Source organism: Kribbella sp. CCNWLW201 (assembly GCF_037203805.1).
In the GTDB taxonomy this organism is placed as follows: domain Bacteria; phylum Actinomycetota; class Actinomycetes; order Propionibacteriales; family Kribbellaceae; genus Kribbella.
The window spans coordinates 105,677-120,218 of sequence record NZ_JBBCBQ010000014.1 but is presented as its reverse complement, the minus strand read 5'-3'; the positions used below and the strand labels follow the sequence as shown (position 1 = coordinate 120,218).

15 protein-coding genes are annotated in these 14,542 nt (G+C 68.8%); 9 read left to right on the top strand and 6 right to left on the bottom strand.

Going from position 1 to position 14,542, the window contains the following annotated elements; translation table 11 throughout:
• Positions 1-19: 19 nt before the first annotated feature.
• Positions 20-1,135: an alpha-lytic protease prodomain-containing protein gene (locus tag V9K99_RS38965; protein WP_337008441.1), complete on the top strand. Its 1,116-nt coding sequence runs from the start codon at positions 20-22 to the stop codon at positions 1,133-1,135.
• A 51-nt stretch (positions 1,136-1,186) separates the two neighbouring features.
• Here the strand turns inward: V9K99_RS38965 and V9K99_RS38960 are convergent, their stop codons facing one another.
• Both V9K99_RS38960 and V9K99_RS38955 read right to left on the bottom strand, forming a co-directional pair.
• Positions 1,187-2,539, bottom strand: a complete 1,353-nt coding sequence (locus V9K99_RS38960) for a flotillin family protein (RefSeq protein ID WP_337008443.1) — start codon at positions 2,537-2,539, stop codon at positions 1,187-1,189.
• 26 nt (positions 2,540-2,565) lie between these two features.
• Positions 2,566-2,760, bottom strand: coding sequence for a hypothetical protein (locus tag V9K99_RS38955; RefSeq protein WP_337008445.1), 195 nt, complete (start codon positions 2,758-2,760; stop codon positions 2,566-2,568).
• A gap of 123 nt (positions 2,761-2,883) precedes the next feature.
• Here V9K99_RS38955 and V9K99_RS38950 point away from each other — a divergent pair, with 123 nt between their 5' ends.
• Positions 2,884-3,270, top strand: coding sequence for a hypothetical protein (locus V9K99_RS38950; RefSeq protein WP_337008447.1), 387 nt, complete (start codon positions 2,884-2,886; stop codon positions 3,268-3,270).
• Positions 3,233-5,431, top strand: a complete 2,199-nt coding sequence (locus tag V9K99_RS38945; RefSeq protein ID WP_337008449.1) for a caspase family protein — start codon at positions 3,233-3,235, stop codon at positions 5,429-5,431. Before V9K99_RS38950 ends, V9K99_RS38945 begins: the two co-directional genes overlap by 38 nt.
• On the opposite strand, the gene V9K99_RS38940 is transcribed toward V9K99_RS38945, so the two are convergent.
• Genes V9K99_RS38940 through V9K99_RS38925 form a run of 4 tightly spaced genes read right to left on the bottom strand, consistent with a single transcriptional unit; the run spans position 5,397 to position 9,412 of the window.
• Positions 5,397-6,221 (bottom strand): carbohydrate ABC transporter permease, encoded by an 825-nt coding sequence (locus V9K99_RS38940; protein WP_337008702.1) that lies wholly within the window; start codon positions 6,219-6,221, stop codon positions 5,397-5,399. The genes V9K99_RS38945 and V9K99_RS38940 overlap by 35 nt on opposite strands.
• Positions 6,221-7,171 carry a carbohydrate ABC transporter permease gene (locus tag V9K99_RS38935; protein ID WP_337008451.1) on the bottom strand — a complete coding sequence of 317 codons (951 nt, stop codon included), beginning with the start codon at positions 7,169-7,171 and terminating at the stop codon, positions 6,221-6,223. Before V9K99_RS38935 ends, V9K99_RS38940 begins: the two co-directional genes overlap by 1 nt.
• On the bottom strand, positions 7,168-8,457 hold the full coding sequence (locus V9K99_RS38930; RefSeq protein WP_337008453.1) for an ABC transporter substrate-binding protein: 1,290 nt from the start codon (positions 8,455-8,457) through the stop codon (positions 7,168-7,170). The genes V9K99_RS38935 and V9K99_RS38930 overlap by 4 nt, the downstream gene beginning before the upstream one ends.
• Before the next feature lie 4 nt (positions 8,458-8,461).
• On the bottom strand, positions 8,462-9,412 hold the full coding sequence (locus V9K99_RS38925; protein ID WP_337008455.1) for a carbohydrate kinase family protein: 951 nt from the start codon (positions 9,410-9,412) through the stop codon (positions 8,462-8,464).
• Positions 9,413-9,618: 206 nt separating this feature from the next.
• Here V9K99_RS38925 and V9K99_RS38920 point away from each other — a divergent pair, with 206 nt between their 5' ends.
• From V9K99_RS38920 to trmD, 6 genes are all read left to right on the top strand, one after another.
• The gene (locus V9K99_RS38920; RefSeq protein WP_337008457.1) at positions 9,619-10,371 is read left to right on the top strand and encodes a DeoR/GlpR family DNA-binding transcription regulator; all 753 of its coding nucleotides are present in this window, start codon (positions 9,619-9,621) and stop codon (positions 10,369-10,371) included.
• Entirely contained in the window at positions 10,368-11,738 is a 1,371-nt protein-coding gene (locus V9K99_RS38915; RefSeq protein WP_337008459.1) for a 6-phospho-beta-glucosidase, read from the top strand. The genes V9K99_RS38920 and V9K99_RS38915 overlap by 4 nt, the downstream gene beginning before the upstream one ends.
• Before the next feature lie 173 nt (positions 11,739-11,911).
• Positions 11,912-12,424, top strand: coding sequence for a 30S ribosomal protein S16 (rpsP, locus tag V9K99_RS38910; protein WP_337008461.1), 513 nt, complete (start codon positions 11,912-11,914; stop codon positions 12,422-12,424).
• A 5-nt stretch (positions 12,425-12,429) separates the two neighbouring features.
• On the top strand, positions 12,430-12,681 hold the full coding sequence (locus V9K99_RS38905) for an RNA-binding protein (protein WP_337008704.1): 252 nt from the start codon (positions 12,430-12,432) through the stop codon (positions 12,679-12,681).
• Positions 12,682-12,767: 86 nt separating this feature from the next.
• Positions 12,768-13,316, top strand: a complete 549-nt coding sequence (rimM, locus tag V9K99_RS38900) for a ribosome maturation factor RimM (protein WP_337008463.1) — start codon at positions 12,768-12,770, stop codon at positions 13,314-13,316.
• Positions 13,316-14,515, top strand: coding sequence for a tRNA (guanosine(37)-N1)-methyltransferase TrmD (gene trmD, locus V9K99_RS38895; RefSeq protein ID WP_337008465.1), 1,200 nt, complete (start codon positions 13,316-13,318; stop codon positions 14,513-14,515). Before rimM ends, trmD begins: the two co-directional genes overlap by 1 nt.
• Positions 14,516-14,542: the final 27 nt, after the last annotated feature.

The window sequence follows — 14,542 nt, the reverse complement described above, 5'->3', positions numbered from 1 at the left end:
CCTAGGTGAGGAGAGTCCGATGAAAGTCTTCCTAGCCGCCGTGCTCGCAGTGAGTGCGGTGTCCGTCCCCAGTCAGGCCGCCGCGGCCGAGCCCTTTGCGGTGCCGGCACAAGCGGCCGCCATGCAACAGGACTTCGGTCTGACCGAGCAGCAGGTGCAGCAACGCCTGAAGGCCGAGACGTCGGCCGCCAAGCTCCTGCCCGCTGCGCAGAAAGCTGCCGGTGCCGACTTCGGCGGCGCCTGGTACGACGCGAGCACGCAGAAGCTCGTGATCGGGCTCGCGCAGCCCGACCACGCGGCCGCCGTACAAGCCACAGGTGCGCAGACCACCTCCGTACCGGCAACTGCAGCGGCACTCGACAAGCGGAAGGCTGCTGTCGACAAGCTGGCCGGGAAGGCTGTGCCCGATGCAGTCAGTGGCTGGGCGGCGGACCCGCGCACCGGCAGCGTGGTGATCAATGTGCAAGCGGGCAAGCGTTCCCAGGCTGTCGACGCGTTCGTTGCGAAGGTCGCGAAGGCCGGTGCGGTCACGGTCCGGGAGGTGGCTGCGCAGGCGCCACAGACGTTCGCGGCCGGCACGGTCGGCGGCGACCCGTACTACGTCAGCAACATCCGCTGCTCGATCGGCTTCTCCGTGCATGGCGGCTTCGTCACCGCCGGACACTGCGGTCGCAGCGGCACGGTCCGCGGCTGGGACGGCTCGGACATGGGCAGCTTCCGCGGGTGGTCGTTCCCCGGCAACGACTACGCCTGGGTCTCGGTCGGCAACGGCTGGTGGACCGTACCGGTGGTGCTCGGCTGGGGTCAGACGAGCGACAAGCTGGTCCGCGGCTCCTGGGAGGCGCCGGTCGGCTCGTCGGTCTGCCGCAGTGGCTCCACGACCCATTGGCACTGCGGCCAGATCCTGGCGAAGAACGAGACCGTGAACTACGGCAACGGCCAGTTGTTCTACGGCGCGACCAAGACCAGCGTGTGCGCCGAGGGCGGCGACTCGGGCGGGTCGTTCATCACCGGTGACCAGGCCCAGGGCGTCACGTCCGGCGGCTGGGGCAACTGCAGCAGCGGTGGCGAGACCTGGTTCCAGCCGGTCAACGAGATCCTCTCCGCCTACAACCTCACCTTGCACACCGCCTGAGAACGCCGATGTCCCGGATCCCCGCAGGAGGATCCGGGACATCGGTTCGGGTCAGGCCGGCTCGTTCGGAACCGGCTCGAGGGTGGGCTTGTCGCCGTTCTTCGGCGTGGCCAGCGAGTCGATCAGCTGCTTGGCCAGGGCGAAACCGGAACCGCCCATGGTGATGGTCTTTACCAGGGTGTCCTCGATGCCCTGGGCACCGTTCAGCACGACCATGTTGCCGACCTTCTCGAACGAGCTCGCCGCCGCGGCGACGATCTCCGGGTAGGCCTCGGCCAGCTGCTGGGCGACGACCGCGTCGGTGTTGGTGGCCAGCGCCTCGGCCCGGGCCTTGATACCGGCCGCCTCGGCCATCGCCTTCGCCTGGACGGCGGCCGCCTCGGCCTTACCGGTCAGCTCGGTCGCCTTCGCCTGCGCCTCACCGCGCAGCTGGACCTCGCGGGCCTGCGCCTCGGCGGAGGCGATCTGGGCGTCCCGGGCGGCCTGGGCCAGCGTGCGCTGCCGGTACGCCTCGGCGTCAGCCGGCTTCAGCACCGTCGACTCCAGCTGCTTCTCGGCCAGCGACGCGTTCAGCTTCGCGGTCTCCGTCTCGGCCACGACGACCTCCTGCCGGGCCAGCGCCTCGGCCAGCGGACCGGACTGCGAGGCCTTCGACTTCGCCTGGTCGACCTCGGCCTGGTAACCGGCCTGGGCGATCGAGCTCTGCCGGACGGCGGCCGCCTTGGCCGCGGCCGCGACCTGCTCGCGCTCGGTCGCCTCCCGGTCCCGCTCGGCCTGCGCGATCCGGGCGGCCGCCTCGACCGCCGCGGCCTGCGGACGACCCAGGTTCTTGATGTAGCCGGACTCGTCGTCGATCTCCTGGATCTGCAGCGAGTCCACCACCAGGCCGAGCTTCTCCATGTCGCCGGCCAGCGAGCCGCGGATGTTCGTGGTCAGCGTCTCCCGGTCGTGCAGCATCTCCTCGACCGTGGTCGAACCGACGATCGCGCGCAGGTGACCCGCGAACAGCTCGTGGATGGTGCTCATCACCTGCTCGTCGCTCTGCTCCAGGAACCGCCGGGCCGCGTTCGCGATCGAGCCGTAGTCGTCACCGACCTTGTACGCCGTGACGCCCTTGATGTGCAGCGGGATGCCCTGGCTGGACACGCAGGTCACCGTCAGCGGCGTGGCGCGGATGTCCAGCGGCAACCGCCGTACGGTCTGGAAACCGGGCAGCACCGCGGTACCGCGGCCGACGACGATCTTGAAACCGAGCGTCTCGTTGACCTGGTCCTGGCTCGAGTGCGCGCCGAGACCGGAGATGATCAGCGCCTCGTTCGGTTCCGCCACCCGCCAGACCATCCGGAACAGGATCAGCAGGACCACCAGTGCGACGGCACCGATGATCAGGTACGTCCAGAGCATTTCCCCTCCAAGGGAACAAAGATGTTTCAGAAGGCGCGAGCGACGTAGACCGTGCGCGGCGGATCGAACTCGACCACCACCACCTGGGTGCCCACCTCGATCACCTCGTCGGTCGCCGGGTAAGCGTAGAAGGCCTCGGTGGCACCCCGGACCGGCAGCATCACCTCGCCGACGGTTCCCGGTGCGATCCGGCCGATCACGCGTCCCCGCTTCCCCACCATGACGCCCCTCCGACGCAACTCAGCCAAGCCCAGTTCCCGAAGCCTAGTGCCATTACTCCTTGTCGCCGCGACGGTACAGGCGCATCGTTGGAGGTGTCGGCCTGGGGGTTGGGGGAGGACCGGATGGGAGCGGAAGTTCGGGTGGGGGTCGTCGAGGAGGGGTCCGACGACGCGCGGCTCGAGGAGCTGGCACTGGTACTGCGGCAGGAGTTGCTGGCCCTCGACGTCCGCGCGGTCGAGCCTTACCGCGAGGGCGAGGTGCCGGAGGGGTCGCGCGGGCCTGGTCTCGCGGCCATCGCAGGCGTGCTGAGCGTGTCACTTGCGCCCGGTCTGCAGGCGCTCGGCGCGGTCGTGTCAGTGGTGCGCGACTGGTTGCGGAGGTCCGGCACCGGGCGGACGGTGAAGATGACGCTCGACGGGGACACGATCGAGCTGAGCGGTGCCAGCGATGCGGTCCAGCAGCAACTGGTCGATGCCTGGGTCCGCAAGCACGCCGCTGCGGGCGGATGAGATGGACGGTTCGCGCGTCGCGCTGGTGATCGCGAACGATCAGTACGACGACCCAGGCCTGCGCCGCCTGGTCGCGCCGGCCCAGGACGCGGCCGCACTGGCGGAGGTCCTCGCTGATCCGTCGATCGGCGGCTTCGAGGTGCAGGTGCTGCACAACGCGGCAGCCCAGGAGATCCGGTTCGCTGTCGAGGACTTCTTCGCCGACCGGGCGCCCGAGGACCTGCTGATGCTTCACTTCTCCTGCCACGGGTTGAAGAACGCGGCCGGTGAACTGTTCCTGGCCGTCGCGGACACCAAACCGACCCGGCTGGCGTCGACCGCTGTGGCCGCGGACTTCGTCAACCGGCAGATGGCCGACAGCCGGGCCCAGCGGATCGCGTTGTTCCTGGACTGTTGCTACGGCGGCGCTTTCCCGCGCGGCATGGTCGTCCGCGCGTCCGGTGAGGCGCAGGTACGCGATGCCTTCGCGGGTCAGGAGCAGGTGGGTGGTGGACGCGGCCGGGTGATCGTGACGGCGTCCAGCGCGATGGAGTACGCCTTCGAGGGCGGCCAACTCGCGACGGATGCGTCCGCGCCGTCGGTGTTCACCACGGCGGTGGTCGACGGATTGACCACTGGTGAGGCCGATCGCGATGGTGACGGGTGGGTCGGCCTGACCGAGCTGGTCGGGTACGTCACCGATCGGGTCCACCGGGTGACCCCGAACCAGAACCCGCAGATGTGGACGTTCGGCTCCCAGGGCGAACTGCTGATCGCCCGCAGCGGCATCCGCCGGATCACCCCGGCACAGCTCGCACCCGAACTGCTCGAGGCGATGGAGAGCCCGTTGCCAGCGGCAAGGTTCGGCGTGGTCGACTACCTGCGCGAGCGGCTGGTGGGGAGCGATCTGGGCCAGGCGTACGCCGCGTGGCAGGCCTTGCAGCCGATGGTGAACGACGACAGCCGCCGGGTCGCGCTCGCAGCGACGAAGGCACTCGAGGAAGCCGTTCCGCGGGTGACACCTGCAGTGCTCGATCTGAGTACGACGGGAGAGTTACGACTGGAGGGACCGCCGATCACCCTGATCGCGGTGGCGTCGTCCAGTGTGGCGTGGCTCAAGGTCGAACAGGACGGGCAGACCATCCGGGTTCGCGCCGAAGAGCCGGCGGGCCAGGAGGCGTCGGTCGTCCTCAGCGGGCCAACGGGCGAGTGGACGGTCCCGGTCCGTTTGACGCTGCCGGACACGGAGTCCGAGCCACCGCCGCCCCCTCCCGAACCAGAACCCGGACCACCCCAACCCGTGCCACAGCCGGAACCTCCACACGCGGAACCGCGCCAGGAGAAGATCCCTCAGCCACTGCTGCAGCAGGTCCCGGAGCCGGTCCAGGAGAAGCCGGTGAAGGTGTCGTCGGCTCCGCCCTGGTGGCTGATCGCCGTACTGGTCGTGAGCGCGGTCGTCCTCGTCTACCTGAACTGGCCGGGCGAGACCGAGTCCCGCAAGATCTGGTACGACGAGGGCAACACCGGGTGGTACGTCTACCGAACCTCAGGCGACCCGGTGATCCTGGCATCGGTGGCCGTCCTGCTCGCAGCGCTGGCCGCCCGCTGGGCGGGAACCGTCGCGCTCGGCATCGTGGCCGGATGTGTCGCCTCGCTGCTCGGCGACGCTCTGCTGATCCTCGTCGGCGGGATCGCGTCCGAGGAGAGCGTCAAGCTGTTCGGCATCTGGACGAGCGAGACCACGGCGTGGGTGCTGACCGGTGCGATCGCCGCCGCGTTGGCCGCCGTACTGCTGACCGTACTGTGGCCCGGCGCCTGGCCGGTCTGGCCCGTCCCACCGGTGCCCGCGGTGCTGGCTGTTGCCGGCGGCATCCTTTGGCTGGCGAGCGCGCTGATCCGGCACTCCGACGGCATCTCCTTCTTCACCGTCACCAGGCTCGCCGTGCTGGAGCCGGTGATCGCCGCCGCCCTGGTCTGGCTCGCGGTGGCCGCGACCCAGGCCCGGATCCGGACCTGGCTCACGGCGGCCGCGGCGACGTACGCGCTGATCGGCATGATCGCGGTGATCCCCGCCCTGACCGAGGGCGACTCGTGGCCGGTGTTCCTGACCGCGGAACTCGGCAGCGTGCTGCTGGTCGCGGCCCTGATCAGCCGCGGATCGCACCTTCGGTCGCGCCCTTGATGAACTGGCGGGCGAAGATCCCGAACACGAGTACCAGCGGCGCCATCGCCATCAGCGCGCCGGTCATCACCATGCTGTAGTCGACGCCGTGACTGCGGTTCAGTGTCGACAGCGCCACCTGCAGGGTGAGGTGATCGGGGTTGGTGAGCACGATCAGCGGCCACATGTAGTCGTTCCAGGACGCGACGAAGGTGAAGATGCCGAGGAACGCCAGCGCCGGCCGGGCCGACGGCAGCGCCACGTGCCGGTACACCCCGAAGAATCCGCAGCCGTCCAGGGTCGCGGCCTCGATCAGTTCGTCGTGGATCGAGTTCTGGAAGTACTGCCGCATCCAGAAGATGCCGAACGCGTTCGCCGCCGCCGGAATGACCAGCGCCTTCAGCGAGCCGACCCAGCCGAGCAGCGCCATCGTCTGGAACTGCGGTACGGCGGCCAGTTGCGCCGGCAGCAGCATCGTCGCCAGCAGGATGACGAACAACGTGTTCCGGCCCGGGAACCTGAATTTGGCGAACGTGAACGCGGCCAGCGAGTCGAAGAACAGCACCAGCAGCGTGGTCGAGACGGCCACCAGCGCGGTGTTGGCCATCGACTGGAAGAACGCGACGTTCTCCAGCACCGCCCGGACGTTGTCGTCGAACTGCGACCCGAAGGTGAACTTCGGTGGGAACCGGTAGATGTCCGCGGTGCTGTTCGACGCCATGATGATGGTCCAGGCGAACGGGAACATGAACACCAGCAGGGCGCCGATCAGTACGGCGTGCAGCGCGATCCCGCGCAGCCGGTTGCGCATCACTTGGCCTCACCCCCACTCCGGAAGATCCGCCAGTTGATTGCCGTGAACAACAACACGAGCATGAAGATGCTGAGCGCGATGGCGGCCGCGTAGCCGTAGTCGTTGTCCAGGAAGGCGGCGCGGTAGAAGAACATCACGACCGTCATACCGCTCTGCCCGGTACCGCCGCTGTTGCCGACCATGACCTGCGGCTCGGTGAAGGTCTGCAGGCCGCCGATGGTCGAGATGATCACGGTGAACAACACGACCGGGCGCAACTGCGGCAACGTGATCGACAAGAACGTCCGCATCGCGCCGGCGCCGTCGACCTTGGCCGCCTCGTACTGGTCCTTCGGGATCGCCTGCAGGCCGGCCAGGTAGATCAGCGTGTTGTACCCGACCCACTGCCACACGATCATCGTCGAGATCGCGATCTTGATCCCCCACGGCTGGCCCAGCCAGTCCTGCTCGGGGATGCCGAGCGACCGCAACGCGGCGTTGACCAGGCCGAAGTTGGTGCTGAACACGGAACCGAAGAAGATCGCCATCGCCACCAGCGAGGTGACGTTCGGGATGAAGTACCCGATCCGGTAGACGTTGGTGAACCGTACGGCGGACTGCAGCATCACCGCGAGCAAAAGCGCGATGGCCAGGGTCGGGACGGTCGACATGAAGAACAGGACGACGGTGTTCTTCAGCGACAGCCAGAACGTCGGGTCCTCGACCAGGTACCGGAAGTTGTCGATCCCGGTGAACCGGCGCGGGCTGAGTCCGTCCCAGCGCTGGAACGCCAGCACGATCGTCGACAGCATCGGGTACAGCCCGAAGACCGCGAACAGGATGTAGAACGGCGACAGCGCGAGGTAGAACCGCCAGTACGACCAGACCCGCCGGCCCCGCCACTGACCGGCGGAAGCCCCGGTCGGTGACGTGGCCGGCGCAGTCGGCACCGTCGCAGTTCCGGTCACTGCACCCCCTGCCGCTTGGCGATGGCCTTCGCCTTGGAGACGGCGGATGCCCAGGCGGCGTCGGAAGCCTTGGCGCCGGACTGCACGGTCTTGAGCTCGTCCTTGAACGGCGCGGCGACAGCGTCGTCGGCCGGGGCCTGGTAGGCCACCGGGATGCCCTTGGCCGCCGGGCCGAACACGTCGATCGGCACCTGGCCGCCGAAGAACGGGTCCGCGGCCTTCAGCTCAGGCTTGTCGTAGGCGGCCGGGGTGGCCGGGAAGATCTGCGCGTCCTTGAACGCCTTGGCCTGGTTGTCGGCGTTGAGCATGTACTTGATCACCTCGAACGCCTTCGCCGGATCGGCGGCGTTCTTGGTGATGGTGAGGAACGAGCCGCCGAAGTTCGCCGGTCCACTCGGGGTCGGCGCGAGCCGCCACTTGCCGATGCTGGTCTTGCAGGCGTTCTTGACGTCCAGCGCGACCCACGCGGCGCCGACCAGCGAGGGGACGGTGCCCTGGTCCAGGCCGGCGTTCCAGTCCGGCGTACCACCGGGGGTCTTGCCGTCGATCTTCAGCGTCATCGCCTTGACACAGACGTCCCAGGCCTTGCGAATGTGGTCCTGGTCGCCGATGAACTTGTTGTCCTTGTCGATGTACCGATCCGGGCCCTGGCCGACGACGATGTCGTACAGATCGGTCGCGTCGGACACCATCGGCGCCTTCGGGTTCGCCTTCTTCAGCTCGACGCCGGCCGCGAGATAGTCGTCCCAGGTCTTCAGCTGCTCGGCCACCTTGGCCGGATCGCCCGGCAGGCCGCCCTTGGTGAACACGTCCTCGCGGTAGTACAGCGCGGTCGGCCCGATGTCGATCGGCAGACCGATCACCTTGCCGTCCAGCGTGGTGGCCTGCTTGACCTTCCACTCGACGTAGTCGCCGAGGATCGAGTCCGCGCCGAGGGTCTTCAGGTCGACGAACCGGTTGGCCTGCGGCAGCATCGAGGCGATGTCCTCACCCTTGATCCCGGTGATGTCCGGGATCGCCGTACCGCCGTTGAAGGTGGTGATCAGCTTCTGCTTGAAGTCGCCGCCGATCTCGGAGTACTTGATCGTCGGGTCGGGGAAGTGCGCGATGGTTTCGTCGAGCACCGTCTTGCCCAGGCCGCCGGGCCAGCACCACAAGGTCAGTGTGGTGGCGGTGTTCTTCTTCGGCTCCGCTGCCGTGTCCATCCCGGACGAGCAGCCGACGACCGTCCCGCCGAGCACGGCTGCGAAGCCCCCAGCGAGCAGCGTCCGACGTGAGAGCTCCATGGTTCTACCTTCCTGAGTGGGCGCTGATCAGCGCTTGGAGATGGTGGTCTTCGGGGTGGGCGGCCTGCCACGCGATCAGGTCGGCCCAGCGCGGCGCCGCCTCGGCGCCACTGAGCCGGGTCACCGACAGCGCGGCCACGAGTGCGGCGAACCGGACCCGCTGCTCCAGCGGCAGGTCCCACAACGTGGCCGCGATGAAGCCGGCGGCGAACACATCACCCGCCCCGGTGGTGTCCGCCGCCTGCACTGGATACGCCGGTACGACGACCCGTTCGCCGGTGGCGGCGTCGAGCGCCAGCGCACCGTCGGCACCGTTCGACACGACGACCAGCGGCACGAGGTCCGCCAGCCGGTCGAGGGCCTGCTCCGGGCTGTCCGTCCGGGTGTAGCTCATCGCCTCACCGGCGTTCGGCAGGAACACGTCGCAGTGCTCCAGTTGGTCGAGCACCTGCGGGTCCCACTGCTCCGACGGGTCCCAGCCGACGTCGGCGAACACCGCGCAACCGGCCGCCTTCGCCTTCGCCAGCCACTCGTTCGGCCAGGGGCCGATGTGGGCGGCGACGGCTCGGGCGGCCGGCGGCGCGGTGATCAGCTCGTCGGCTGACAGCAGGGGAGGGGTGCCCCGGGTGACCAGTGCCCTGTCGTTGTCATAGGCAAGGGCCACGGTCAGCGGGGTCTGCCAGCCGGCGAGCTTGCGGGAGAGAGTCAGATCGATGCCTTCACCGTCGGCGAGCCGGTCCCAGAGGCGGTCGCCGAGGTCGTCCGCGCCGAAGGCGGCGGCCAGCCCGGTGCGCAGACCGAGCCGGGCCAGCGCGACCGCGAAGTTGGCGATCCCACCCGGGCTCTCAAGCGAGTCGGTGGCCCAGACTTCGGTGCCTGGACGCGGCGGAGTGGGCAGCCCGAGCACCAGGTCCTGGAACAGCAGACCCGACACCACCACGTCCACTTCACTCATCCACGTCCTCGCTTCGCTCCGGGCGCGGATGAGGCACAAGTCCGCCTGTGTTTGACGGTGAACTCGCTCCGCTCCTTCACGCCTTCCCACACTCCTGCACCCTCGATCAAACTCGTGCATGAATTGTGTGGCGGGTCTGCAGGATCCGCAATACCTGATCAAGAATTTGAGTGAAAATGACGGAGTTTGCGTGATACGGTCTCTCCGTGTTGCCAAAGCAGCGGCAGGATCAGATCGTCCGCGCGCTTCGGGTCGATGGGGCCGGAGGCGTGAAGGTGTTGGCCGAGCGACTCGGCGTCAGTGAGGCGACGATCCGTCGCGACCTCGAGCAGTTGCACGCCGAGGGCCGGCTGACCCGGGTGTACGGCGGTGCGCTGGCAGTCGACGGCGGTGACGAGCCGTTCGCCGACGTGAACGCCGTACATGCCGCTCAGAAGGACCGGATCGCGCGGCGGGCCGCGGAGCTGGTGACCGACGGTGAGTCGGTGCTGCTCGACATCGGGACCACCGCGTTGCGCGTCGCGCAGCACCTGCACGGCCGGTCGTTGACGGTGGTGACGAGCAATCTCGCCGTACTCGAGGAGCTGCAGAACGACGAGCAGATCGAGCTGATCGTGCTCGGCGGGTTCGTCCGGCGGAGTTACCGGTCGCTGGTGGGGTATCTGACCGAGGAGAGTCTGCGGCAGATCCACGTCGACTGGCTGTTCCTCGGCACCAGCGGGGTCCGGCCGGACGGGCGGGTGATGGACAGCACGATGATCGAGGTGCCGGTGAAGCGGGCGATGATCCAGTCCGCCGACCGCGTGGTGCTGCTGGCGGACGCGACGAAGTTCCCCGGGCACGGCGTTGCGCGGGTCTGTGAGCCGGGTGAGCTGGACATGGTGGTGACCGAGCCCGACGCCGACGAGGCAACCCGGGCCCAACTGGCAGAGGCAGGCGTACAGGTGGTGTTGACGTGAGGCTGACCATCCTCGGCGGCGGTGGGTTCCGGGTGCCGCTCGTCTACCAGGCGTTGCTCGGAGATCGCGGCGACGGCCGGATCACTTCGGTGGTGCTGTTCGACACTGATGCTTCCCGGCTGGCGTCGATCGGGGCTGTGCTGCGGCAGCAGGCCGCAGCGGGTTCGCCGGGGGCCGGTGATGGCTCGGCGCTCGCGCCTCCGGTCGTGACCGAGACCACCGACCTGGACGAGGCCCTCCGCGGGGCCGACTTCATCTTCTCCGCGATCCGGGTGGGCGGGCTGGAAGGGCGGACCGTCGATGAGCGGGTCGCCCTCGACCTCGGCGTCCTCGGGCAGGAGACGGTAGGCGCCGGCGGGATCGCCTACGGACTGCGCACCCTGCCGGTCGCGGTGCACATCGCCCAGCGGATCGCGGCGGTCGCACCGGACGCGTGGGTCATCAACTTCACCAACCCGGCCGGGATGGTGACCGAGGCGATGATCCCGTACCTGGGCGACCGGGTGATCGGGATCTGCGACTCGCCGTCCGGGCTGGGTCGGCGGGCAGCGCTGGCGCTCGGCGTGGATCCGTCTACCGCGTTCTACGACTACGCGGGGCTGAACCACCTGGGCTGGCTGCGCGGGTTGCAGTCCGGGGGGGTCGATCGCTTGCCTTCGCTCCTGGAGTCGGGCGATGCGCTGGCGTCCTTCGAGGAGGGACGGCTGTTCGGGCCGGACTGGTTGCGGTCGCTGGGGTCGATCCCGAACGAGTACTTGCATTACTACTACTTCGCGCGCGAGACGCTGGCCGCCGTACAGGCTGTGCGGCAGACCCGGGGGACGTTCCTGCTGGAGCAGCAGTCCGCGTTCTATGCGGAGACCGCTCGGCACCCGGAGCAGGCGCTGGAGCTGTGGCAGAAGACCCGGGCCGAGCGTGAGTCGACGTACATGGTGGAGAGCCGTGAGGTCGCCGACGCGGGGGAGCGGGACGAGCGGGACATGGCCGCCGGCGGGTACGAGCAGGTCGCGCTGTCACTGATGCGGGCGATCGCCCACAACGAGCGGGCGTCGCTGATCCTGAACGTGCGGAACCGGGGCGTACTGCGTCATCTCGACGACGACGCGGTCGTGGAGATCCCGTGCACCGTCGACGCCAACGGTCCGCTGCCGGTCACCGTGTCCCAGCTCACGGACCACCAGGCCGGCCTCGTCTGCGCGGTGAAGGCCGTCGAACGCTCCACCATCGAGGCTGCCGCCGGTGGGTCTCGCGCCGCCGCCCTGCGAGCCTTCGCCTGGCACCCGCTGATCGACTCGGTCACGGCCGCGGGGAAGCTCCTGGACGCGTATGCTGACCAACTGCCGGATCTGGCGTCGTTCCGCGCTTGATCCCGGGTTGGTCGCTGTGCCGCGCATCTGGCACAATGGCCTGCTGAGTCCGTCCAGGTTCGTGCAGCCCTCTAACTCCACTGCCTGGCTCGGCCCATTCGAGTTGTCACCCGTTGTCCCCACGACGTTGTGCTGCTCACCCAGACATGTAATCAAAGGGAGTACCCACAAACGTGGCAGTCAAGATCCGTCTGAAGCGCATCGGCAAGAAGCGTGCGCCGCACTACCGCATCGTCGTGATGGACGCCCGGACCAAGCGGGACGGCCGGGCCATCGAGGAGATCGGCAAGTACAACCCGAAGGCCGAGCCGTCGTTCATCCACGTCGAGTCGGACCGGGCGCAGTACTGGCTGAGCGTCGGCGCGCAGCCGACCGAGGCCGTCGAGGCGATCTTCAAGGCCTCCGGCGACTGGCAGAAGTTCAAGGGCCAGGACGCGCCGCCGCCGCTGCGGGTCAAGGAGCCGAAGCGGGACAAGCAGGAGATCTTCAACGAGGCCCTGGCCGAGGCGCACGGCACGCTGAAGACCGAGGCCGTCACGGCCAAGAAGTCCGCGGCGAAGAAGGCGGCCCCGAAGGCCGACGACACCGCGAAGGACGAGGCCCCGAAGGCTGCCGACGAGGCTCCGAAGGCGGAGGCCGCTGAGGCCCCGGCCGAGGCCGCGCCGGCCGACGACGCCAAGGCCTGACCATGATGGAGACCGAGGCGCTCGAGCACCTGGTCCGAGGCATCGTGGACAACCCCGACGACGTCAGCGTCCGGGCCCGGAACCTGCGGCGTGGTCGCACGCTGGAGGTGCACGTGCACCCCGACGACATCGGCAAGGTGATCGGCCGCAACGGCCGGACCGCGACCGCGATCCGGACCGTCGTCGGCGCGCTCAGCTCCGAGTCGTCGATCCGCATCGACTTCGTCGACGAGTTCAACCGGCGTGGCCGGCGCTGACTCGTAGTACTTCCTTGGAGGGCCGCACCCGTCGCGGGTGCGGCCCTTCGCCATATTCTCGGTAGTGAGTAGAAGGGCTTGTGCGGGTGTTGGTGACAGTCGGGCGGATCGGCCGGGCGCACGGGATCAAGGGCGAGGTCGGTGTGGACGTCCGGACGGACGAGCCGGACCGGCGGTTCGCCGACGGCGCGACCCTGGTCACGACCTCCAAGGTGCCGCGCACCCTCACCGTGGAGGCCAGCCGGTGGCACAGCGGGCGGCTGCTGGTGAAGTTCGCCGAGGTGCCGGACCGGACCGCGGCCGAGCAACTGCGCAACCTGGTCGTGCAGTCCGAGATCGACGAGGACGAGCGCCCGGAGGATCCGGACGAGTACTACGACCGCGAGCTGATCGGCCTCGCGGTCCGCACTACTGACGGCGTCGAGGCGGGTGAGGTGATCGACGTCGTCCATCTGCCCTCACAGGACCTGCTGGAGATCCGCCGTCCGGCCGGCAACGCCGTACTGGTGCCGCTGGTCGAGCAATTGGTTCCGGAGCTCAACGTGGACAAGGGGTACGTCGTCGTGGCGGACCGGCCCGGTCTACTGGACCCGGAGGGCGCCGACGTGGTTCCGACCGAGCCAGGCGCGGACTGATGAGGCTCGACGTCGTCACGATCTTCCCGGAGTACCTGGCCGCCCTGGACGTGTCTCTGGTCGGCAAGGCGGCGAAGAGCGGCCTGCTGGACATCCACCTGCACGACCTGCGCGAGTGGACCCGCGACCGCCACCGGACCGTCGACGACACGCCGTACGGCGGTGGCGCGGGCATGGTGATGAAGCCAGAGCCCTGGGGCCAGGCTCTCGACGCCATCGCACCGCCTGACGGCCCCGCACAGCCCAGACTGATCGTGCCGACCCCGGCAGGTCGCCCGTTCACGCAGGAGCTCGCGTACGAGCTTGCAGCCGAGCCATGGCTCGCCTTCGCGTGCGGCCGCTACGAGGGGATCGACGGACGCGTCACGTCGTACGCGGGGGAGCGGATGCGGGTCGACGAGGTCTCCATCGGCGACTACGTGCTCAACGGCGGTGAGGTCGCCGTACTGGTCATGGTTGAGGCAGTCGCGCGTCTGCTGCCCGGTGTGATCGGCAACCCGGAGTCGCTGTCGGAGGAGTCCCACTCGGGTGACGGCCTGCTGGAGTACCCGGTGTACACGAAGCCGCCGAGCTGGCGCGGGTACGACGTACCTGAGGTGCTGCTGTCGGGCAACCACGGCCTGATCGCCACCTGGCGCCATGAGGAGTCGGTACGGCGTACTGCGGAGCGTCGGCCCGATCTGCTGGCCGCGTGGGGCGATGTGGTCGCCGGTAAGGACGATGCGACGTCGCAGGTCCGTGTGCTGCCCGCGACCGAGGCCGACGCGGGGGAGATCCACACCCTGCAGTTGGCAGCCTTCCTGTCGGAGGGACGGGCGTACGACGACCTGTCCATCCCACCCCTGGTGGAGGACGCGGAGGCGAGTATCCAGCGGCTGAAGCAGGGCGGCGTACTCAAGGCCGTGGCAGGCACCAGGATCGTCGGCTCGGTCCAGGTGACCGTCGACGGCGCCGTGGCGCGGATCGGCCGGCTCATCGTCGCCCCGGACTGGCAGGGCCGCGGCCTGGGCGGTCGGCTGCTGCGCGTGGCCGAACAGCTGGCACCCGCCGAGGTCACGTCGTACGAGCTCTTCACCGGTGCTGAGAGTGACCGCAACCTCGGGTTGTACCAGAAAGCCGGTTACCGAGAGGTACGACGGGAGCGGCAGACCCCGAAAGTCGAGTTGGTCCTGCTCACGAAGCGTCGCCGGCGGCGCTGATTTCGTTGTCGCTGGGGCGGTGTGGCA